Source organism: Microbacterium sp. (assembly GCF_047607465.1).
In the GTDB taxonomy this organism is placed as follows: Bacteria; Actinomycetota; Actinomycetes; order Actinomycetales; family Microbacteriaceae; genus Microbacterium.
Genome location: NZ_JASGCY010000092.1, coordinates 120,436 through 142,168, shown reverse-complemented (window position 1 = coordinate 142,168; position 21,733 = coordinate 120,436). Strand labels below are relative to the sequence as shown.

Annotated in this window: 17 protein-coding genes; 11 read left to right on the top strand and 6 right to left on the bottom strand. The window is 70.1% G+C overall.

The window, feature by feature from the left end; translation table 11 throughout:
- Nucleotides 1–145: 145 nt before the first annotated feature.
- A complete protein-coding gene (locus QM568_RS13850) occupies nucleotides 146–1,348 on the bottom strand; it encodes an aminotransferase class I/II-fold pyridoxal phosphate-dependent enzyme (RefSeq protein ID WP_415139757.1) in 1,203 nt (400 codons plus the stop codon).
- A gap of 98 nt (nucleotides 1,349–1,446) precedes the next feature.
- Between QM568_RS13850 and QM568_RS13845 the strand changes: the two genes are divergently transcribed.
- From QM568_RS13845 to QM568_RS13835, 3 genes are all read left to right on the top strand, one after another.
- Nucleotides 1,447–2,934: a S1C family serine protease gene (locus tag QM568_RS13845; RefSeq protein WP_415139756.1), complete on the top strand. Its 1,488-nt coding sequence runs from the start codon at nucleotides 1,447–1,449 to the stop codon at nucleotides 2,932–2,934.
- Nucleotides 2,935–3,117: 183 nt separating this feature from the next.
- Nucleotides 3,118–4,371, top strand: a complete 1,254-nt coding sequence (locus QM568_RS13840; protein ID WP_415139755.1) for a CDP-glycerol glycerophosphotransferase family protein — start codon at nucleotides 3,118–3,120, stop codon at nucleotides 4,369–4,371.
- The gene (locus QM568_RS13835; protein WP_415139754.1) at nucleotides 4,368–5,804 is read left to right on the top strand and encodes a CDP-glycerol glycerophosphotransferase family protein; all 1,437 of its coding nucleotides are present in this window, start codon (nucleotides 4,368–4,370) and stop codon (nucleotides 5,802–5,804) included. The genes QM568_RS13840 and QM568_RS13835 overlap by 4 nt, the downstream gene beginning before the upstream one ends.
- Before the next feature lie 319 nt (nucleotides 5,805–6,123).
- On the opposite strand, the gene QM568_RS13830 is transcribed toward QM568_RS13835, so the two are convergent.
- Nucleotides 6,124–7,143, bottom strand: a complete 1,020-nt coding sequence (locus QM568_RS13830; RefSeq protein ID WP_415139771.1) for a glycosyltransferase family 2 protein — start codon at nucleotides 7,141–7,143, stop codon at nucleotides 6,124–6,126.
- 179 nt (nucleotides 7,144–7,322) lie between these two features.
- On the opposite strand from QM568_RS13830, the gene QM568_RS13825 reads away from it, so the two are divergent.
- From QM568_RS13825 to QM568_RS13800, 6 genes are all read left to right on the top strand, one after another.
- Nucleotides 7,323–8,606, top strand: a complete 1,284-nt coding sequence (locus tag QM568_RS13825; RefSeq protein WP_415139753.1) for a CDP-glycerol glycerophosphotransferase family protein — start codon at nucleotides 7,323–7,325, stop codon at nucleotides 8,604–8,606.
- Complete coding sequence (locus tag QM568_RS13820; RefSeq protein ID WP_415139752.1) at nucleotides 8,596–9,366, top strand: biotin--[acetyl-CoA-carboxylase] ligase; 771 nt, start codon at nucleotides 8,596–8,598, stop codon at nucleotides 9,364–9,366. Before QM568_RS13825 ends, QM568_RS13820 begins: the two co-directional genes overlap by 11 nt.
- Nucleotides 9,367–9,419: 53 nt before the next feature.
- On the top strand, nucleotides 9,420–9,965 hold the full coding sequence (locus QM568_RS13815; protein WP_415139751.1) for a PH domain-containing protein: 546 nt from the start codon (nucleotides 9,420–9,422) through the stop codon (nucleotides 9,963–9,965).
- A 46-nt stretch (nucleotides 9,966–10,011) separates the two neighbouring features.
- Nucleotides 10,012–11,139, top strand: a complete 1,128-nt coding sequence (locus QM568_RS13810) for a 5-(carboxyamino)imidazole ribonucleotide synthase (RefSeq protein WP_415139750.1) — start codon at nucleotides 10,012–10,014, stop codon at nucleotides 11,137–11,139.
- A 118-nt stretch (nucleotides 11,140–11,257) separates the two neighbouring features.
- Nucleotides 11,258–11,725, top strand: a complete 468-nt coding sequence (gene purE / locus QM568_RS13805; RefSeq protein WP_415139770.1) for a 5-(carboxyamino)imidazole ribonucleotide mutase — start codon at nucleotides 11,258–11,260, stop codon at nucleotides 11,723–11,725.
- Nucleotides 11,722–13,194, top strand: a complete 1,473-nt coding sequence (locus QM568_RS13800; protein ID WP_415139749.1) for an LCP family protein — start codon at nucleotides 11,722–11,724, stop codon at nucleotides 13,192–13,194. The genes purE and QM568_RS13800 overlap by 4 nt, the downstream gene beginning before the upstream one ends.
- Nucleotides 13,195–13,411: 217 nt before the next feature.
- Here the strand turns inward: QM568_RS13800 and QM568_RS13795 are convergent, their stop codons facing one another.
- Together QM568_RS13795 and QM568_RS13790 are read right to left on the bottom strand one after the other, a co-directional pair.
- A complete protein-coding gene (locus QM568_RS13795; RefSeq protein WP_415139748.1) occupies nucleotides 13,412–13,990 on the bottom strand; it encodes a hypothetical protein in 579 nt (192 codons plus the stop codon).
- Between the two features lie 140 nt (nucleotides 13,991–14,130).
- On the bottom strand, nucleotides 14,131–15,891 hold the full coding sequence (locus tag QM568_RS13790) for a DUF4012 domain-containing protein (protein ID WP_415139747.1): 1,761 nt from the start codon (nucleotides 15,889–15,891) through the stop codon (nucleotides 14,131–14,133).
- 86 nt (nucleotides 15,892–15,977) lie between these two features.
- Between QM568_RS13790 and QM568_RS13785 the strand changes: the two genes are divergently transcribed.
- Both QM568_RS13785 and QM568_RS13780 read left to right on the top strand, forming a co-directional pair.
- Nucleotides 15,978–17,051, top strand: coding sequence for a glycosyltransferase (locus QM568_RS13785; protein WP_415139746.1), 1,074 nt, complete (start codon nucleotides 15,978–15,980; stop codon nucleotides 17,049–17,051).
- 130 nt (nucleotides 17,052–17,181) lie between these two features.
- The gene (locus tag QM568_RS13780; RefSeq protein WP_415139745.1) at nucleotides 17,182–19,317 is read left to right on the top strand and encodes a hypothetical protein; all 2,136 of its coding nucleotides are present in this window, start codon (nucleotides 17,182–17,184) and stop codon (nucleotides 19,315–19,317) included.
- A gap of 6 nt (nucleotides 19,318–19,323) precedes the next feature.
- Here the strand turns inward: QM568_RS13780 and QM568_RS13775 are convergent, their stop codons facing one another.
- Entirely contained in the window at nucleotides 19,324–20,733 is a 1,410-nt protein-coding gene (locus QM568_RS13775) for a sugar nucleotide-binding protein (protein WP_415139744.1), read from the bottom strand.
- Nucleotides 20,733–21,731, bottom strand: coding sequence for a dTDP-glucose 4,6-dehydratase (gene rfbB / locus QM568_RS13770; protein ID WP_415139743.1), 999 nt, complete (start codon nucleotides 21,729–21,731; stop codon nucleotides 20,733–20,735). Before rfbB ends, QM568_RS13775 begins: the two co-directional genes overlap by 1 nt.
- Nucleotides 21,732–21,733 lie beyond the last annotated feature (2 nt).

The following is a 21,733-nucleotide window of genomic DNA, read 5'->3' as shown; positions in this document are numbered from 1 at the left end:
GAGCCGAGACGCAGACCTCAGCGAGCCGAATGTCGGAGGAATTGCGATCTGCAGGGCGGATTCGGGCCGACACGCCGTGCCGGCGGCATCCGCTCCCTGCAAACGGCCCGCGCGAACGACCGGGGAGGCACCCAGGAGTCGGCGCTCAGCCGGCGAGTCGGCGCAGCCGCGCTGCGGCCTCCTCGAGGACCTCGATCCGCTTGCAGGCGGCGAAGCGCACGAGCCCGGCGTGGTCATCCCGATGGGCCGGCGCGACGAACGCGGTCAGCGGGATCGCCACGACACCGGCGCGTTCGGGCAGCGCGCTGCAGAACGCCGCGGCATCCGCCCCGCCCAGCGCCGTCGCGTCGGCGACGGTGAAGTAGCCGCCCTGCGGGGCGTGCACTGTGAATCCGGCGGCGCGCAGTCCTTCGCCGAGCACCTCGTGCTTGCGTGCGAGGGTCGCCGCGGCATCCGTGAAGTACGCATCCGGCAGCCGCAGCCCTACGGCGACCGCCGGCTGGAACGGCGCGCCGTTCACGTAGGTCAGGTACTGCTTCACGGTGAGCACCGCCGTGATGAGCGCGGCGGGACCGTGCACCCAGCCGATCTTCCAGCCGGTGGCCGCGAAGGTCTTGCCCGCCGACGAGATGGTCAGGGTCCGCGACGCCGCCCCCGGCAGCGTCGCGATCGGCGTGTGCGGCGCATGGAAGGCGAGGTGCTCGTAGACCTCGTCGGTGACGATGATCGCGTCGTGACGCTCGGCGAGGCGGACCACCTCTGCGAGCACCTCGGCGCCGAAGACCGCGCCGGTCGGGTTGTGCGGGTCGTTGACGAGGATGACGCGGGTGCGATCGGAGACGGATGCGGCGAGCTGATCGAGATCGGGCTGGAAGCAGGGTGCGCGCAGGGGCACCGTCACGAGCTTCGCGCCGGCGAGGGCGACCGCGGCGGCGTAGGAGTCGTAGTAGGGCTCGAAGACGACCACCTCGTCGTCCGGGCCGTCGATGAGCGCGAGCAGGGCGGCGGTGAGGGCCTCGGTCGCGCCGGCGGTGACGATGACCTCGGTGCCGGGGTCGACCTCGAGCCCGTAGAACCGCCGCTGGTGCTCGCTGATCGCGGCGAGGAGATCCGGCGTCCCTCGCCCGGGCGGGTACTGGTTCGCCCCCGCGGAGATCGCCGCGCGTGCGGCGTCGAGCACCGCGGCCGGGCCGTCCTCGTCGGGGAAACCCTGACCCAGGTTGATCGCCCCGGTGCTCATCGCGAGCGCAGACATCTCTGCGAAGATGGTGGGCGCGATGGCGCCGTCGGTGGCGAGCAGACCTGCGCCCGCGGCCGTGCGCCGCCAGGCGCCGGGAATGACACTCATGAAGAACAGGCTAAGGCCATAGCCGAAACTCATCGTCGACATAAGAAACCCACAGACGCGGGGAGCACTCTGAAGAGGTTGCCGAAGGAGCAGACACTATGAACGAAGAATCCCGCTGGAACCCCGCGGCCGGTCACGACCTGCCGAACACCTTCTCCTCGACACCGGCCGGCCCCGCCGGCCCGGCAGGCCCGGCCGATCCCGCCGCTCCGGAAGCCGCCGCGTTCGCGGCGCCGACAGCACCGACGTCGCACGCATACGCCGCCACCCACGCGACGGCTGCGCCCGCGGGCTCGGCGTTCGGGCTCGCCGATGCGACGCAGCCCACGCAGCCGCTCGACCCGACAACGCCGTTCACCGCGACCGTCGCCGGAGCGAACGAGCAGAAGGAGAAGGGGCGCGGCGTGAAGATCGCGGCCCTCGTCGTCGCAGCCGCCCTCGTCGGCGGCGTCGCGGGCTTCGGCGGCGGCGCCCTCTACGGCGGACTCGGCGGGCCCGCATCGACCGGCGTCGCCGAAGGACCCGAGACCGTGACGGTGAACAACCCCGGCTCCGTCAACGAGACCACTGCGGTCGCCACGACGGCGCTGCCCTCGGTGGTCACGATCGAGGTCGCCGGATCCAGCGAGAGCGGCAGCGGCTCTGGCGTGATCATCAGCGAGGACGGCTACGTGCTCACGAACACCCACGTCGTGACTCTCGGGGGCGCGGTCGCCGACCCGACGATCCGCGTGACGACCTCGGACGGGCGCATATACGAAGCAACGGTCGTCGGCACCGACCCGATCTACGACCTCGCGGTGATCAAGCTCGATGACGCCGAGGAGCTCACGCCGATCACGTTCGCCGACTCGTCGAAGCTCAACGTCGGCGACACGACGGTCGCCCTCGGCGCCCCGCTGGGATTGTCGAACTCGGTCACCACCGGCATCGTGAGCGCGCTGAACCGCAGCATCCAGATCGCCTCCTCGGCGCTTCCGGACTCGTCGGAGGAGGACGCCCCACAGGAGCAGTCGCCCCAGGAGGGGGAGCAGGGGCCGTTCCAGTTCGACCTCCCCGGTCAGAGCTCCGGATCGACGAGCGACACGATCTCGATCGCCGTCATCCAGACCGACGCGGCGATCAACCACGGCAACTCCGGTGGCGCGCTCGTGAACAGCAAGGGCGAGCTCATCGGCATCAACGTGGCCATCGCGAGCTCGGGAAGCTCCGAGGAATCCGGCTCCATCGGCATCGGCTTCGCGATCCCTTCGAACATCGCCGAGCGCGTGTCGCAGGAGCTCATCGCCGACGGCGCCGCGACCCACGGGCTGCTGGGCGCCTCGGTGCGGGATGCGGCCTCGGTGGAGGGAACGACACAGTCGGGTGCCTACATCGCCGACGTCACCGACGGCGGCGCGGCGAAGGATGCCGGGCTGAAGGCCGACGACATCGTCGTGGCGTTCAACGGGGTGCCGATCACCAGCGCCAGCGACCTCACCGCGCAGGTGCGCGCAGCCGCTGCGGGCAGCGACGCGACAGTCGTCTACGTCCGCGGAGGCAAGCAGTACGAGATCGAGGTCGCCCTCGGCACTCTCGCGAACTGACATCGCAGGACAGCAGAGCGATCCCGAGCGCTGCGGCGTGCCGACTGCCGACACGCCGCAGCGCTCGGCTGCGATCCGGGCTCTCCAGGCGCGGGGCACGGAGCGGGCGCGGAGCACGGAGCCGGCGATGAGCTCGGAGCCGGAGAGGAGCAGGACGGCCAGACGCCGCGATAGGCTCGCGGGGTGGCGTCCTTCTCCTTCGGCTCCGGCAATGCGGCCAAGCTGCTCCGGATCCCGCTGTACGCGGTCGGCCGCATCGGCACGCTGATCGTGCCCCGAGGGCGCCGGTGGGTGTTCGGGTGCGGCGCCGGCATCGGCGACGGGGCCCTCGCGCTGCAGCGCCTGGCCGCGGCCGAGGGGCACGACACGATCTGGCTGACGTCATCGGCGCGCGAGCGCCGCGAAGCCGAGGCGCTCGGCATCCGCACGCTTGCGAAGAGCGGCCTGCGCGGCTGGTGGGCGACCGCGCGCGCGGGCGTCGTCGTCGTCACCCACGGGCTCGGCGACGTCAACCGCTACGCCGATGCGGGGGCGTTCGTCGTGCAGCTGTGGCACGGCATCCCCCTCAAGCGCATCGGCCTCGATTCGCCCGCCACCACGCAGGTCCCCGCTGTGCCGGGCGCGGCGGTGCTGCGCCGGATCGTCGGCCTCCTGTACCGGGGCGCGGCCCAGCGCATCCGCGTGCTCCCCGCGGCCTCACATCGCTCGCGCGGCCGCCTGGAGTCGGCGTTCGGGCTCGGCGGCGGCCGGGTTGTCGTTACAGGGGAGCCCCGTGTCGACGTGCTCTCGACCGGTTCCGCCGCAGAGCGGCGGGCTTCGGCATCCGCTCTTCTGCACCGTGCGGTCGGCGAGATCCCCGCCGAGGCGCGCACGATCCTCTACGCGCCGACGTGGCGCGACGGGGCGGCCGACCCCGCCGTGCCGACGGCGGACGAGTGGGTGCGGATCATCCGTCTGCTGGAGAGCTCCGACGCCGTGCTGCTGGTGCGCTCGCACCCGCTCGGCGAGGGCGCCTACGCCCCGCCGCTGCCGACGAGGCGAGTGCGGATGCTGGGCGCCGGCGTCGTCGCCGACGTCACCCCCGTCCTGCCGGCGGTTGACGTGCTGGTCACCGACTACTCCTCCCTCGCGTACGACGTCGGCCTGCTGGCGATGCCGGTGCTCTACCTCGCGCCGGATGCGGCCCAGTACGCGCAGACGCGCGGGTTCTACGGTCGCTACGAGGACGTGGCCGGTGCCGATGCCGCCGCCAACTGGGCCGGCCTCGTCAAGCAGTTGGCGGCGGTGCTCGACGACGACGCGGAGTTCGCCGCGCGTGCCGAGCGTTCCGCCGCGCTCAGCGCGCAGATGCACGCGTTCCGCGATGGCGGCAACACCCGGCGCGTGTACGACGTGATCCGAGCGCGGGCGACGCCCGTGCCGAAAGGAGCAGGATGACTACGGCCCGCATCGATGAGGCCGCCGAAACTCTCGTCGTCTCGGGCGTCGGCGCCCGTCCGTCGAGTGCTACGCTCACGGGGCCCCGTGCGGGCGTCCGTGCCCGCGTCACCGGCGGCGGGAAGACCTGGAAGGCGACCTTCGCCCTGCGCGCGTCGCGGTGGGGCGGTCCCGAGCTGCCGCTGCCCGCGGGGGAGTACGTGCTGTCGGTCGATGGGGAGGACCTCTCCGGAGTCCGCCTCGATCCGGCGCTGCTGCCGGGACTGCGCATCTCGGTCGACGGCGCATCGGTGCGGATCGCCGCGCCCATCGATCCCGTGTACGAGAGCGTCGAGGGGCAAGCCACCCTCGAGGGCCGGTACGTGGCGCAGGCCGGCGGATCCGAGAACGCCGTCTTCTTCGAGAGCTTCTACGGTCGCACCGTCGGCTGCAATCCGCGCGAGATCGATCGCGCCCTCGCCGCGGCGGCGCCCGGCGTGACCCGGTACTGGAGCGTCGTCGACCTCTCGGTCGCGGTGCCCGATGGAGCGGTGGCGGTCGTCGAGGGCAGCCCGGAGTGGTGGCGCGCCCGTGCCGCTGCGCGTCTGCTCGTCGTCAACGACTGGCTGCGGCGCCGGTTCGCTCGCAAGGCCGGGCAGAAGGTGCTGCAGACCTGGCACGGGACCCCGCTGAAGCGGCTCGCGCTGCATCGCCCGGGGTTCGACCCTCGACGCATGGCGGCCGTCGTCAAGGAGTCGCGCCGATGGGACGTGCTGCTGGCCCAGAACACGTACTCCGAGCGCATCCTGCGCAAGGCCTACGCCTTCTTCGGCCGTCCGATCTGGGTCGAGGGGTATCCCCGCAACGACGTCCTCTTCTCCGGTGACGCGGCCGCCGTCCGTGCCCGCCTCGGCATCGGCGCCGACGAGCGGGTGCTCCTGTACGCGCCCACCTGGCGTGACGACCGCGACGAGATCGTGGACTTCGTCGACCCCGAGGAGCTCGCCGAGAAGGCGGATGCCGTCGTGCTCGTGCGCGGACACACCCGCACCCTCCAGGCGGGGCGCGACCGCGCGGGGGCGAGGGTGATCGACGTCACCGGCTTCCCCGAGACGTCGCAGCTGCTGCTGGCCGCCGATGCGCTGATCACCGACTACTCCTCGGTGATGTTCGACTTCAGTGTGACAGGGAAGCCGCTGTACTTCCTCGTGCCCGACCTCGACCACTACCGCGGCACGCTTCGCGGCTTCTACTTCGATCTCGCCGCGCGTGCGCCGGGGCCGCTCGTGCACACCCAGGAAGAGCTCGTCGCCGCGCTCGCCGACCCAGGGCACGAGCAGCGCTACGCCGAGCGCTATGCCGCGTGGCGCTCGCAGTTCAACCGTCTCGACGACGGTCGCGCCGCCGAGCGGGTCGTCGACCGCATTCTCGACCTGGGGATGCTCGAGCGCTGACCCCGTGCGCCTGGGGTGCGCTGCTGTTGTTGTTGTTGTCGCGCTGCTGTTCTTGTTCTCGTCGCGCTGCTGTTCTTGTCTTCGCGCTGCTGTTCTTGTCGTTGTCGCGCTGCTGTTCTTGCCGTCGCGCTGCTGTTCTCCGCAGACGCGGCTGAACTTTCAGCAGCGCGAGCGGAATTGAGTAGCGTGACGCGGGGAACAGCAGCGCGACGAGGGGATGAGTAGCGTGACGCGGGGAACAGCAGCGCGACGAGGGGATGAGCAGCGCGAGCGGAATTGAGTAGCGTGACGCGGGGAACAGTAGCGCGACGTCGGGCTGTCAGGGCAGGGGGGTGTTGCGGGTGCCGAGGCGCGACGCGTCGACGGTGTCACGGGCGCCGCTGAGCACGCCGCCGAGGAAGCCGAGGCCCCAGGAGATGTGCATCGTGGGCAGCACGATGAGCGTCCACAGCCGTTGACGCAGGCTCCCGCCGCCCGGTGCCAGCGCGACCGCGAGGTCGAGCAGGACATAGGCGAGCAGCGGTAGATACACGATCGACGCGAGGAGCGCGGAGAGAGCATCGAGCACGGTGAGCTGCAGGATGCCGACGACGACAGCCGCCCCCAGCACCAGCACGAGCGCGGGAGGGGCGAAGAAGCGGATGCCGTTGCGTCGGCCGAACCGGCGCACGAGCTCGCCGCGCCAGGCGCCGGTCGCGCGGAACTGGCGTGCCAGGCGCAGCCAGCTCTCGCGGGGCCAGTACGTCACCGACAGGTGCGGGTCGAACCACACCCGGTGCCCGGCCCGGCGGATGCGCAGGTTCAGCTCCCAGTCCTCGCCGCGGCGGATCGTCTCGTCGAACAGGCCGACCTCATCCAGGACCGCCCGGCGCATGACGCCGAGGTACGCCGACTCGGCCTCGCCCTCGTGGGTGCCGCCGTGATAGGCGCCGCCGCCGAGCCCGATGGGGGAGTTGTACAGCCGCGCAACGGCCTTCTGGAACGGCGTGCGTCCCTCGGCGTGCATGACGCCGCCGACGTTCGCCGCTCCCGTGCGCTCGAGCGTCTCAAGGGCGCGCGCCGCGTAGCCGGGGGCCAGTTCGGAATGCGCGTCCACACGGATGATCGTCGCGTAGCGGCTCGCGCGGATCGCGGCGTTGAGTCCCACCGGGATGTGCGCCGCCGGATTGTCGACGATGCGGATGCGCTCGTCGGCGTCGGCGAGCTGTCGGGCGAGCTCGGTGGTGCCGTCGGTCGACGGGCCGAGGGCGAGCACGAGCTCGGAGGGGACATCGAGATCCTGGGCGAGGACGGAATCGACGGCGTGCCGCAGATACCGGTGCTCGTTGAGCACGGGCATGACGAACGAGACCCCGTCGGTGGGGGCGGGGGATCGCGCGTCGGACACAGGTCGATCATGTCATGGCCGGTCGCGGCTTCGCTGACCGGCATCCGCTGCTGTTAACGGAACCATCTCGTTTCGGCCGCGCACGCGCAGGCGGCGGGTCTCTGCGGCGACGCGGTCGATACCCTGGAGAGATGGGTGCAGTCTCCGACGCGAAGAAGGCCTACCGTCTGCTGCGGAAGGCGCTCAGGTCGCGCTCTGCCGTGCAGCGCGTGCGGCGTCGACTGGCCGCTGGCCCTGCGCATCCGCGCGATCACTACAAGATCGCCGTGTACTTCGCCGACGGCGCAGTGAACATGTACCAGATGCGCCAGTGGTACCGGCCGCTCGCCGGGCTCGCCGAGCGCTGGCCCGTCGTCGTGCTCTCGCGCAGCGCGACGGGCGCCGAGAAGCTCCTCGACGAGGACGCGCCCCCGGTCGCGTTCGTGCCGACGGTGCGCGACCTCGAACGGTTCATCGCCACGCAGGACATCCGCATCGTGCTCTACGTGAACCAGAACACCCGCAACTTCCAGATGTTCCGCTACGGGCGGCGCTGGCACGTGTTCATCAACCACGGCGAGTCCGACAAGATGTACATGACCACGAACCAGTACAAGGCGTACGACTACGCGTTCATCGCCGGTCAGGCCGCCCGCGACCGTCTTACGCGCACGCTGTGGGACTTCGACGTCCGTCGCCGTGCCATCGAGATCGGCCGCCCGCAGGCCGACCACTACAGCGGAGCGCTGCCGTTCACCCCCGATGAGCGCACCGTCGTGCTCTACGCGCCCACCTGGGAGGGCGATCGCCCCAGCGCACACTACGGCTCCATCGCCACGCATGGCGAAGCCCTCGTCAACGCGCTGCTGGCGACGGGCAGCCATCGGGTGATCTACCGTCCCCACCCGCGCAGCGGCGTGCTCGACCGGGAGTACGGCGCCGCGCACAAGCGCATCCTCGCCGCCATCGCTGCGGCGAACGCCGCCGATGCGACGGCGCAGCACGTCTACGACGACGGGCCCGACCTCGGCTGGCAGCTCGCCGCCGCCGATGTGGCCGTCGTCGACATCTCGGCGATGGTGTACGACCGGCTGGCCGTGGGAAAGCCGCTGATGATCACCCGGCCGGTCGACGAGCGCGCGAGCGTCGACACCAACGGCTACCTCTCCGACTGCGAGTGGCTCACTGCCGAAGCCGCCTCCCGCATCGTCGCCGAGGTCGAGCGCGTCCGCGACGACGAGGCGGCGATCGCGCGGCTGCGCATGTGGGTGCAGCACTACTTCGGCGACACCACCCCGGGGGCGGCGACGGCGAAGTTCCACGGTGCCATCGAGGAGCTCATGCACAAGTGGGACCGCTGGCACGATCACGAGATGGGTGCAGTGCGACCGGATGAGGACGATGACGACGAGGAGGGCGACGACGATGACGAGTGAGCAGTTCCCGCTCACCGACGCCGTCGCGTCGCGTCTGCAGGTGCTCGCCAGGACGGGATCGACGAATGCCGAGCTGCACGCGCTGGCCGCCGACGTCTCCTGGCCGCATCTGTCGGTGCTGCTCACCGACGATCAGACGGCGGGGCGGGGCCGGCTCGATCGGACCTGGACGGCCCCTGCGGGCATGGCGCTCGCGATCTCGGTGCTGCTGCGGGAGCTTCCTCCGGTCGCGGCACGCGGGTGGATCCCGCTCGCGGCCGGCGTCGCGATGGCGGATGCCGTCACCGCTCAGCTGCCCGGTCACGACGTCGCCGTGAAGTGGCCGAACGACGTGCTCGTCGACGGCGGCAAGATCTGCGGCATCCTCGCCGAGGCGACCGCCGACGCCGTGATCGTCGGCGCCGGCGTGAACACGGCGATGCCGGCATCCGCCCTGCCGGTGCCCACCGCGACGTCGTTCGCGGCCCTCGGCGCCGAGGCCGACGCCGACCGGCTCGTCGCCGACTACCTGCATGCTCTCGCAGCGTCCGTCGAGGCGCTGGTCGCCGCGGGCGATGCGGCGGCGAGCGGTCTGCATGCGGCCGCGGTCGCCCGCAGCGCGACGATCGGCGCCGAGGTGCGCGTCTCGCTGCCGGGGGAGCGGATGCTGGAGGGACGGGCTGTCGCGCTCGACGCCGACGGGCGCCTGGTCGTCCTCGCGGACGGGGCCGAGCACGCCGTCTCGGCAGGCGACGTCGTGCACGCCAGCCTCGCGAACTGACACGCCCAGGTGCGCTGGCGGGCGATGTCGGAGGCGGACTGCACAATGGAGGGGTGACTCAGCCCGTGACGCTCGGAGGTCGGCCGTCGATGCCGCCGCATGGCGCGCCGGTCGAAGAGCTGCTCATCGCCCGCTTCCGCGGGCACGCGCGACGGCTGTTCTGGTCGGCGCTCGTGCTCATCGCCGTCTTCGGTGCCACCGCGTTCTTCTACGACAATCTGCCGGAGCCCTTCGAGAACTGGATGCTGCTCACCGCCGCCGCCGTGGTGGTCGTGGTGCTCGTCGTCGTCCCCTTCGTCGTCTGGTACTCGCGCTCCACCACCGTCACGACCCGGCGCGTGATCGTCGCGCACGGGGTCGGCGCGCGGCGTCGGCGCGAGATGTCGCACGTGCGCGGATACGCGATCGGCGTGCACCGCGGGCTCATCCAGCGCCTGTGGGGCGTGGGGACCATCACTCTCACGAACGGCGTCGACGCGCCGCTGCGTCTGAGCAACGTGCCGAACGTCACCCTCGTGCACGAGACGCTCGCCGATCAGATCGAGGTCAACCAGATCCTCGCGCACCGCGACGCTCTCTCCGGCGCCGACGCGTACTGAGCGTCCTCCGGTTGTTGAGAGAATGGCCTTGACGAATGGAGGCGGCATGGCGCTGCGTGTGGGCGTGATCGGCGGAGGACAGCTGGCCAGGATGATGATCGCCCCGGCGGTCGAGCTCGGTCTCGACCTGCGGGTTCTCGCGGAGGACGAGGGCATGTCGGCGCAGCTGGCGGCCACGGCGGTCGGCGACTACCGCGACCTCGACGCGGTGCGCGCCTTCGCGGCCGGGGTCGACGTCGTCACCTTCGACCACGAGCATGTGCCGCAGGCGGTGCTGCGGGCCCTCGTCGCCGAGGGCGTGCGGGTGCACCCCGGACCCGACGCGTTGCAGTTCGCCCAGGACAAGCTCGTCATGCGCACGCGCCTCGCCGAGCTCGGTGCGCCCCAGCCCGACTGGGCCGCCGTGCACGATGCGTCCGAGCTCCAGGCGTTCCTCGACGAGCACGACGGCCGTGGCGTGGTGAAGACTCCGCGCGGCGGGTACGACGGCAAGGGCGTGCGCGTGGTGCGCGACGCCGCCGAGGCCGAGGACTGGCTCTCGGCGCTCGCCGAGGGCGAGGCGCTGCTCGTCGAGGAGCTCGTCGGCTTCGTGCGCGAGCTCGCGCAGCAGGTCGCCCGTCGCCCCAGCGGCGAGATCGTCGCCTACCCGGTGGTCGAGACCGTGCAGCGCGACGGCGTCTGCGCCGAGGTGATCGCCCCTGCCCCCTCGGCCGGCGCGCGCCTCTTGGAGGTCGCCGAGGGGATCGGGCGCTCGATCGCCGAGGGGCTCGGGGTGACCGGCATGCTCGCGGTGGAGCTGTTCGAGACCGACGACGAGCGCATCCTCGTCAACGAGCTCGCGATGCGCCCGCACAACAGCGGGCACTGGAGCCAGGACGGCGCCGTGACCGGCCAGTTCGAGCAGCACCTGCGCGCCGTCGCCGATCTGCCCCTGGGCGATCCGTCGCCGGTGGCGTCGTGGTCGGTCATGGTGAACATCCTCGGCGGCCCCGCGGAGGACGCACTGGGAGACCGGTTCGCAACGGCGATGGCAGAGCATCCGCGGGCGAAGATCCACACCTACGGCAAGGCGCCCCGCCCCGGCCGCAAGGTGGGTCACATCAACGTGTCAGGGGACGACCTCGACGATGCCGTCTACGTCGCCCGCGCCGCGGCCGCGCACTTCCTGGACTGACAGCCACTTCCTCGCCCGACTGGGCGAGCCGCTCAGGAGATCTCGCAGGTCGAGACCGTAGCCTGTTGTGGTGACTGAGCCTCTGCACTCTTCGGCAAACCCTCTCGTGGGGGTCGTGATGGGATCCGACTCCGATTGGCGCGTCATGAGCGACGCCTCGCAGGCCCTCACCGACTTCGGCATCCCGCACGAGGTCGAGGTCGTCTCGGCGCACCGCACGCCCGACAAGCTCATGTCGTACGCCCGGGAGGCGCGCGGCCGCGGCATCCGCGTGATCATCGCCGGGGCCGGGGGAGCGGCGCACCTGCCGGGGATGCTGGCGTCGATGACGCCGCTGCCCGTCGTCGGCGTTCCGGTGCCGCTGGCGTACCTCGACGGCATGGACTCGCTGCTCTCGATCGTGCAGATGCCGGCCGGCATCCCGGTGGCCACGGTGTCGATCGGCGGGGCGAAGAACGCCGGTCTCCTCGCCGCGCGGATCCTGGGCACGTCGGACGCGGCCCTCGCCGATCGCGTCGAAGCCTATGCCCGCGACCTCGAAGCCCAGGTCGGGGCGAAGAACGATCGGTTGAAGGAGTCGCTGTGACCCTCGCCCCGCCGCGTGCGGCAGGGGGTTCTCTCATCCAGACCCGTCCGCTGCGTCATCCCGACAGCGCGGATGCCGGCATGATGACCCGGCGCGGCTGGTGGCTGGTGGTGCTCAACGTGCTGCTGCCCGGCTCCGCGCAGGTGCTCGCAGGCAATCGCCGACTCGGCCGCTTCGGCCTCGGCGCCACGCTACTGGCGTGGACTCTCGTCATCGCGGCCGCAGCTCTCGCGCTCTTCGCGCAGCCGTGGCTGCTCTGGCTCACCGTGGGGGCCGGGTGGCTCTCGGCAGCCGTGCTCACCGCCGTCCAGGTGCTGCTCGTCGGCTCCGTGATCCTGTGGATCGTCCTCACGATGGACACGCTCCGGCTCGTGCGACTGGTGAAGGTGCAGCCGGCATCGAGGCTCGCCATTCCGGTGGTCGCGCTCGTCCTGCTCGGCCTCGTCGGGGGGGCCGCCGCGACGGCGGCGTCGTACGTGGGGACAGCGCGCGACACGATCACGAGCATCTTCGGCAGCAGCGGCCCGAGCCTGCCGGCGAGCGACGGCTATTACAACATCCTGCTCCTCGGGGCGGACAGCGGCGAGGGCCGGGACTCGATGCGGTTCGACAGCATCTCGGTCGTGTCCGTGAACGCCGAGACGGGCGCGGTGACCATCACCGGCATCCCGCGCGACATGCCGGAGTTCCCGTTCGCCGAGGACAGCCCGATGCGCGACCCCGATCTCGTCGGCTACGACTACCGCAACTACTTCGAGGGCCACAGCGACCCCGATTGCGGCTGGGGCTCCGGCATCAACCAGCTCACCAACGCCGTGCAGGTGTGCCGGGAGGACGACGGCGTGGGCTTGTACCCTGACGCCGCAGCACAGGGCTCGAGCCCCGAGATCGAGGCGACGAAGGACGCCGCCGAGGGGATTCTCGGCATCGATATCCCGTACTACGTCTTCCTCGACATGAAGGGCTTCGCCGACCTCGTCGACGCCCTCGGCGGGGTGAAGATCACGGTCTCCGAGCGGCTGCCGAAGGGCGGACCGCCGCCGGGTTCGGGCGCGCACGATGTCGACTCGTGGGCAATCGGCTGGATCGAACCGGGCGAGCAGATCATGGACGGCGACACAGCGCAGTGGTACGCGCGCTCGCGGTACACGACGAGCGACTGGGACCGCATGCTGCGCCAGCGTCAGCTGCAGGAGGCCATCCTCGCCCAGTTCACCCCGCAGACCGTGCTCACCCGGTTCAACGAGGTCGCCGCGGCAGGGACGGCGATCGTGCAGACCGACCTTCCGCAGGACAAGCTGCCCGAGTTCTTCGGCCTCGTCACGAAGGCCAAGGACCAGCAGGTCACGACGATCGAGCTCACACCGGACAACGGCATCCCGGAGACCGACATCGACTTCGGATACGTGCACGCGGTGATTCAGGCGGCGCTGCATCCGCCGACGCCGACCTCCACGCCCGCCCCGTAGCCGGTCTCGGGGTCCGCGCCACGAGGACCCGTACCCGAGGTGGGCGGTGAGCGCGCCCGGCGCGCGAAAAACCCACGGCCATCACCTGAGAAGTGAGGACCGTGGGCCTCCGGTGAGGTCACCGGATTCGCCAGACGACGGTGATCGGAGGGGGAGGGATCACCGTCGTCCGGTCGATCCGCGCAGAAGCGGGATCAGATCTGGAGTTGCCTGCCTCTCAGGCGCGCTTGCGGCGAGCCGCCCCCACAGCAACGAGCGCGCTTCCGGCGACCAGCGCGGCTGCGCCGCCGCCGAGAACCCACGGCGAGACGTCGCCGCCGGTGAGGGCAAGCTCCGTAGCGCCGGTCAGCGGCAGCTCCGTGCCACTGGCCGCGGCGATCACCGGGTCGTGGTGGCATCCGCTCGAGGAGCTCGTGGACACCGTGACCTGCGCCGTGTACGACTGCGGTCCGTTGCCGCCCTCGGTCTGTGTGCGCGTGAAGGTGACGGCGTAGTTGCCCTGCGCGTCGGACGGCGGGCGGAAGGAGAGCACGAGGCTGCCATCGGCGGATGCCGTGTTGCCGGACACCGAGGCGGCGCCGGCGTTGTACCCGGATACGGATACGCTCACGGTCTCGGACGGGGCGAACCAACCGGGCCCGAAGACGATGGTGGATACCTCGCAGATGTCGACGATCGGGTCGTCGACATTCACGCCGGGAGGCGTGGTGTAGTCGTCGGCCGCGTTGGCGGCGACGGGTGCAGCGATGACCAGCGCACCGACCGTAAGGCCGATTGCAGCAAGCTTCTTCAGCATGATTCTCCCCAGAAATACACGCGGAATCGCAACGAATGCACCCCTGCATTCGACTGCGTGGGTTCTCCTGTCCCCACGACAGGATTCAGAACCCAGATATTCCCCAGTACTACCAACCGTACATCATGGTCGGCGCAATGTCACGACCCGCAGCGAAGTTCAGCGTGTCGGATCTCCACTTCGTCCACGAGCGGGGTGTGCGCGACCTCGGTGAGCCGGGCGCCGGCCCCTGTGCCCTGGAACTCGACGGTGATCGTCGTCGACTCGCCCGGGGCCAGGGTCACATCGTGCTGCACGGCGTAGCGAGAGCCGAGCGTCGTCGTCTGCACCGGTTCGCTCTCACCGTCGCGGTCGATGCGGGTGGCGGTGGCGCCCTCGGGTCCGTACACCGCGATCAGCGTCCGCGTGGAGCCGGGGGGCACGCCGTACCAGCCGGCCGCGGTGACGTACTCGGGCAGGGCCGTCGCGGCATCCGCGGGTGCGTCGTTCGTCCAGGTGACCTTCACCTGCGTGGTCGGCTCGCCCTCGCAGACGCCGACCGCGGTGACCACCGAGGCTCGCGCGTAGTAGTCCATCTTGCCGCCGGTCGCATCGTTGAACAGCGCTCCGACGTAGGTCGCCGCGTCGCTGTCCGTCGGCAGCGCGCCGCCGAGGGTGGAGGCGGAGAGGACCTTCTGCTCCTCCTCGTGGGCGCTCCAGATGCGGATGCGGCCCTCGTCGGACGATGCGGCCAGCGCGGACACGAGAGCCTTGGGGTCGGCTGCGGACATGGCCGCGGCGAACATGGCGCCGGCGGCTGCGGCGAAGACGCCGTCCTGCTGCGCGGGGTCGACGGTGGCGTAGACGTCGGACAGCAGCAGCGGCACCACGTTGTCCTCATCGGCGACGAACGGCCCAAAGGAGATCGGCCCGGTTGCGGCGAGGATGTGCTTCGTCATCACCGCGTCCACCGCGATCACCGCGTCGACCGGCGTGCCGAACCGGTCCTGCCAGCGCGTGGCGATGAGCGGGGCGGCCTCGGTGAAGTCGGGGATGCTCGTGATGTTCTGCAGGTAGTAGCCCGGATTCTCGCCGAAGAGCGCGGTGGTCGATGCGCTCAGGGGGAGCGGGACGTCGAGGCGGGGGAAGTCGGCCGATGAGCCCTGCTGCACGAGGGTGACACGTCCGTTCTCGGCGCGCAGCAGTGCGGTCGCGCCGGAGATGCCGCCGGAGCTGCGGACCTCGGCGTTGTTCTGCATCGCGAGGAGGATGCTGCGCGGCTCCGTTCCGCCGAGCATCGTCGGCAGCAGCACCGAGGCTCCGTGCAGCGTCCCCACCACGGTGGTGGCCTGCGTCAGCGTCGAGCGCAGCTCGCGCACGGCGTCGGCGAGCGGCGGGAGGACCGCGTCGGCGTCGATCTGCCTGGCGCTGCGGTCGGCCTTCTGGAGCGCCGCCGCCGCCGAGGCGAGCGGCGGCTCGATCTCCGCGAACGGGGCCAGGTCGATCGCGCCGCCGGCGAAGCCGAGGCTGCTGAGGTCGATGCCACCAGCTGCGTCCAGCACCGGGGTCACCGCCTCCTGGGCGATGTCGTCGGCGAGGGCGGCGACCTCGCTCATCGCCGTGAAGTTCGGACCGATCCACGGGACGACGCCGAACGCCTGCCAGACCGGGTCGCTCGTGAGCTCGTGCGCGGAGCGGGCATGATGGGCGATGCTGTCGGCGTGCACTTCGGCGCGATCGAGGTCGCCGGCGCCGACGGCCGCCTTCAGCTGCGAGGAGATCCGGGCGACCTGCTGCAGGTCGTTCACCGCCCCGAGGCCGCGCACAGCGACCCAGCCGACGGCCAGCAAGAGGAGTACGGCGAGGAGGCCGATGGTCCATCCGACCCATCGGCGACGCGCAGGAAGACGACCATCGCTCACTGGAGCATTCAAGCACGAAGCCGCGGTCCGGCGTCGTTGCGCCTGTCGTCGTCGCACTCGGCGCGCCAGCGCCTACCCTTGATCTCATGGGTGTGCGGCTGCGTGTGGTTCTCGATCAGGTCGCCGATATCGTCGACGCCGATCAGGCGACGGCGTCCGACGACCTCGTCGCCGGTCTCATCGCCACGGCGCCCTCCGGCTGCGAGGTGGAGGCGATCGTGCCCGCGCGCGCCGTTCCCGCCCACGAGGGTCTCGCCGGCGTCCGCACGCTGTCTCTGCCGCGCCGAGAACTCGCGGCGGCGTGGCAGCTGGGCGTCGTGCCCGGCGTCGGCGGCGGTCTCATCCACGCCCCCACGATCATGGCGCCGCTCGTGCGGCACGATCGTGTGCACGACAACGATCAGACCACGGCGACCCTCTGGGACCTGCGGGCCTGGGAGGCGCCGGACACGCTGACCAAGAGCGTCGTCGCCTGGCACAAGGGCATGCTCCGCCGTGCGACGAAGCACGCCGACGCCGTCGTCGTGCCCTCCCACGCCTTCGCCGAGCGCCTCGGGGAGATCGCGAAGCTGGGCGAGCGCATCCGGGTGATCCCCGGCGCCGCCCCGAGCGGTTTCACCGTTCCCCTCGATGCCGACCAGCGGCGCTCCGCACTGTCGGTGCCGCGCGGCTTCGTCGTGCTCACCGGCACGGAGGCGACGCTCGCCGCCGGGTTCCGGGCGGCGGCCGCGGCCGGCGTCGACACCGTCGTGCTCGACGCTGCGGAGGGCGCGGAGCCGAGGATCGCCGAGGTCGCAGCCGCTGCGGGACTCGCCGAGTCCCGTGCCCACGTGCGCGGCGCACTCTCGGCGCCGGACCGTGCGGCGGTGCTCGCCGCGGCGTCCGCCCTGGTGGCCACCGACCCCGGTACGGCGTGGCCCTGGCGGGCGATCGAGGCGATGACGCTGGGCGTGCCGGTGGTCGCCGTCGACAGCGGCGTGCACCGCGACGTCATCGCCGACGGCGGCGCCATCGCGGACGAGGCCGACATCGTCGACGCCCTGCTCGCCGCGGTCGGTCCGGCCTCGCGCCGGCTCAGCGTGCTCGGCAGCGACCGCGCCAGGGCGTTCTCGTGGCTGAGCTCGGCCGAGCGGGTGTGGAGCCTGCACGCCGATCTCTGACGCACGGGCTTGCTGCGTGTGCGCCGGAATGCCGGCGGATCGGTCATCTGATTTCGCAACAGTGGCATCCTTGCGCAACATACGTCACACTGGTCACATGTCGCGACGCGCCCCACGCTATCGAAGCACCGTGAGCGACTCCCGAATCCTCCGCGCTCTTCTCCTCGTCGCCATCATCGTCACGGGTGTTCTGCTCCCCGCACAGGCGGCTCCTGCTGCGGTGACGACCTCGGTGGGCGTGAACGGGAGTCTGGCGCAATCTCGCGTTGTGAAGACCTCTCTCGCAGGATTCGATGCGGGAAACCTCATCAGCGACGAGGTCTTCACCAACCGGGATTCGATGACCGAGGCGCAGATCCAGACGTTCTTCAACAGCAAGGTGTCACGGTGCCTCGGCGGCACGGATGAGGACGGCCGTGCGATCGTGTGTCTCAAGGACTTCACGATCACGTCCGCCAGCCGTCCCGCCGACACCTACTGCGATGGATACAGCGGAGCGGCCAACGAGTCAGCCGCCCGGATCATCTACCGAGTCGCTCAGTCCTGCGGTATCAATCCGCAGGTGTTGATCGTCATGCTCCAGAAGGAGCAGGGCTTGGTCACTCACACCTGGCCGAGTGCCTGGCGCTATGACATCGCTCTGGGGCAGGGGTGCCCGGACGACGCGTCATGCAACCCGGACTACGTCGGATTCTTCCAGCAGATCTACGGCGCCGCTCGGCAGATGAAGATCTACTTGGAGGGTCGCTACTTCACGTACTATGCGCCGGGGAAGACGTGGAGTATTCGCTACAATCCCAACAGCAGTTGCGGGAGCGCACCCGTCTTCGTGGCGAATGCGGCGACCTCCGCTCTTTATTACTACACGCCGTATCAGCCCAATGCGGCGGCATTGAAGGCCGGATACGGCGGTGGCGACGCCTGCTCCGCCTACGGCAACCGCAACTTCTACAACTACTTCACAGACTGGTTCGGACCCACCAGGGGAACCACCAGCAATCCTTTCGGGAACGTGGAGATCGTCGAAGCGCAGCCGGGTGGATTCCGCGTGTCGGGGTGGGTCGCCGATCGCGACACGACGGGATCCCTCGCTGTGCACGTCTACGTCGGTTCGGTCGGTACAGCGATAAAGACCACCGTCTCGCGTCCAGACGTCGAGGCCGCATATCCCGGCGTCGGAACCACACGCGGCTTCGACGCGGTCATCCCGGCCACCGGCGGTGGCACCGTGAAGGTGTGCATCTACGCGATCAACGTCGGAGCGGGGGAGAATGCCCTCATCGCGTGCAAGTCGCTCACGGCGCTCAGCGGATCGCCCGTCGGGCGTCTGGACACGATCACGGCCAAGGCCGAGAGCGTCGCGATCACCGGGTGGGCCATCGATCCGGACACGACGTCGTCGATTCCCCTCCGCGTCTATGTGGATTCGACGTTCTCGGTGCAGTTGTCGTCCGATGCGGCTCGGACGGATCTCGTCGCGCACTATCCCGGTTACGGCGCCGCGCACGGCTACAACGCAACGGTCAAGGTTCCTGCGGGAGATCACACCATATGCATCTACGCGGTCAATACCGGGCCTGGGACGTCAACCGGGCTCGCCTGCAAGCGGCTGCTGATACCGGCCAATGGCGACGGCGGAAAGACGCCGATCGGCTACCTGGACTCCGTGGTCGTGTCCGGGAGGACGGCACTCATCAGCGGGTGGGCGATCGACCCGGATATCGCGAGTTCGATCCCCGTGCACATCTACGTCGGATCACAGGGCGCGGCCTATGCGGCGGATGAGGTCCGTACGGATGTCAAGAAGGTGTACCCCGTCTACGGGGACAAGCACGGTTTCGCCGAAAAGGTCGCCCTCCCTGAGGGACGGAACAACGTGTGCGTCTATGCGATCAACGACGGCAAGGGGGGCAATCCTCTTCTCGGCTGCAAAGTCGTGACCGTCGGCGGCAATGATCCGATCGGCGTCCTCGATTCGGTGACGGCCAAGAAGGGCGGGATCTCCGTCGCCGGATGGGCGTACGACCGCGATTCCGCAGCATCGATCTCCGTGCATGTCTATGTCGACGGCAAAGCAGCCGCCGCGGTCACGGCCGATCAGGGGCGGCCCGATGTGGCGGCTGCGATTGCCGGTGCGGGAGCCTATCGCGGCTTCACGGCGAGCGTGTCGGCATCCGCAGGCGCTCACCGCGTGTGCGTCTACGCGATCAACGACGGTTCCGGGACGAACCCTCTGCTCGCGTGCCGCGATGTGACGGTGAAATAGCCGCCACTACTCGGCGAGATACTCCGCGAGCGCCTCGTCGACCTGGCGGGGCGAGAAGCCCGTCGAGCGCAGTTTGGAGAGGTCGAGGATGCTGTTCTTCGGGCGGGGCGCGACGGGCCCTGTCGCCGAGGCGAAATACGACTCGGTGCTGACGCCGCTCACTCGATCGGCATCGCTTCCCACGCCCTCGAACACCTTCTTCGCGATCTCCGCCCAGGATTGCGCTGGTCCGTCGTTGGTCACGTTGTAGATGCCATAGGGCGGGCGGGTCGCGAGGAGATGGTCGATCGCGCTCGCGATGTCTGCCGTGAAGGTCAGACGCCCGAACTGGTCGTCGACGACGCTCGGATCGATGCCGCGCTCAGCGAGAGAAGCCATCGTACGCACGAAGTTCTTGCCTTCGCCGATCACCCAGGAAGTGCGGATGATGTAGTGGCGCGGCACCGTGCCGACGATCGCGTCGCCGGCGGCCTTCGTCTGTCCGTAGACCCCGAGCGGACGCACGGCGTCCGCTTCGCTGTAGGCACCGTCCTTGGTGCCGTCGAAGACGTAGTCGCTGGAGACGTGCACGAGCGTGATGCCGTTCTCGGCGGCGACCCTGGCGAGGGCTGCGACGCCGGCGACGTTGCCGGCCCAGGCATCCGCCCTTCCCTCCGCGGTCTCGGCGAGGTCGACGGCCGTGTAGGCGGCGGCGTTGACGATCGTGTCGTAGTCGCGCCAGCGGCGCGCCGAGGGGAGGTCGGGATCGGCGAGATCGAGCTCCTCCCGGCCGGCGTACTCGAAGCGCTGCCCGTCGCCGAACGCCTCGCGCAGCGCCCGGCCGAGCTGGCCGTTCGCACCGAGCACCAGCGTCTTCTTCGGCGGGATCGGCGTCACCTCGGCCAGGCGCGGGTGGGCGAGGTCCTTCGCGGAGATCTCGACATCGGTCAGCGGGATCGGCCAGGCGATCGCCGCGGTCTCGTCGGCGAGGTTGAGGAAGGAGTACTCGGCATCCGGCGACCAGTGGTCGTTGACGAGGTAGGCGTAGGCGGTGTCGGCCTCGAGGGTCTGATAGGCGTTGCCGACACCTCGGGGCACGAACACGGCCCTGGACGGATCGATCTCCGCGGTGAAGACGGCGCCGAAGGTCTCGCCCTCGCGAAGATCCACCCAGGCGCCGAAGATGCGGCCGGTCGCGACCGAGACCCACTTGTCCCAGGGTTCAGCGTGGATGCCTCGGGTGGTGCCGACGGCGTCGTTGAAGGAGATGTTGTTCTGCACCGGCGCGAAGTCGGGCAGGCCCGCAGCGACCATCTTCTCGCGCTGCCAGTTCTCCTTGAACCAGCCGCGTGAGTCGCCATGAACGGGCAGCTCCGCCAGGAGCAGCCCCGGGATGGCCGTCTCGGTGAACGAGAGGCTCTTGCCGAACGCGGTCATCACTGCCCCTTCGAGGCGTAGAACGACTCCGTTGCGTCCTTCGACGGCGCCCACCAGGCCTCGTTGTCGCGGTACCAGGCGATCGTCGAGGCGAGACCCGACTCGAAGTCGCCGAACTTCGGGGCCCACCCCAGGTCGGTGCGCAGCTTGGTTGAGTCGATCGCGTAGCGGAGGTCGTGGCCTGCGCGATCGGTGACGTGGTCGTAGGCGTCGGCTGGTTGACCCATCTCGGTGAGGATCAGCTCGACGACGGACTTGTTGTCCTTCTCGCCGTCCGCGCCGATGAGATAGGTCTCCCCGATCTCGCCCTTCTCCAGGATCGTGAGCACGGCGGAGGAGTGGTCGTCGGCGTGGATCCAGTCGCGAACGTTCTGCCCAGCCCCGTAGAGCTTGGGACGGATGCCGCGGATCACGTTCGTGATCTGGCGAGGGATGAACTTCTCGACGTGCTGGTACGGGCCGTAGTTGTTCGAGCAGTTCGAGATCGTCGCCCGCACGCCGAAGGAGCGCACCCAGGCGCGCACGAGCAGATCGCTGCCCGCCTTCGTCGACGAGTACGGCGAGGACGGGTTGTAGGGCGTCGACTCGGTGAAGCGCGCCGGATCGTCGAGCTCGAGATCGCCGTAGACCTCGTCGGTGGAGATGTGGTGGAAGCGGCGGTCATGCCGGCGCGCGGCCTCGAGAAGCGTGTACGTGCCGATGATGTTCGTGTCGAGGAAGGGGCGCGGGTCGTGCAGCGAGTTGTCGTTGTGCGACTCGGCGGCGTAGTGGACCACCGCGTCGACGTCGGCGAACAGGCCGTCGACCAGTTCGGCATCCGCGATGTCGCCCTGGACGAAGCGCAGGCGGTTCTCGGGAAGGCCGTCGAGTGAGGCGCGATTGCCCGCGTAGGTGAGCTTGTCGAGCACGGTGACGTGTGCATCGGTGTTCTCGATGACGTGGTGCACGAAGTTCGAACCGATGAATCCGGCACCGCCGGTGACGAGCAGTTTTTGCATGC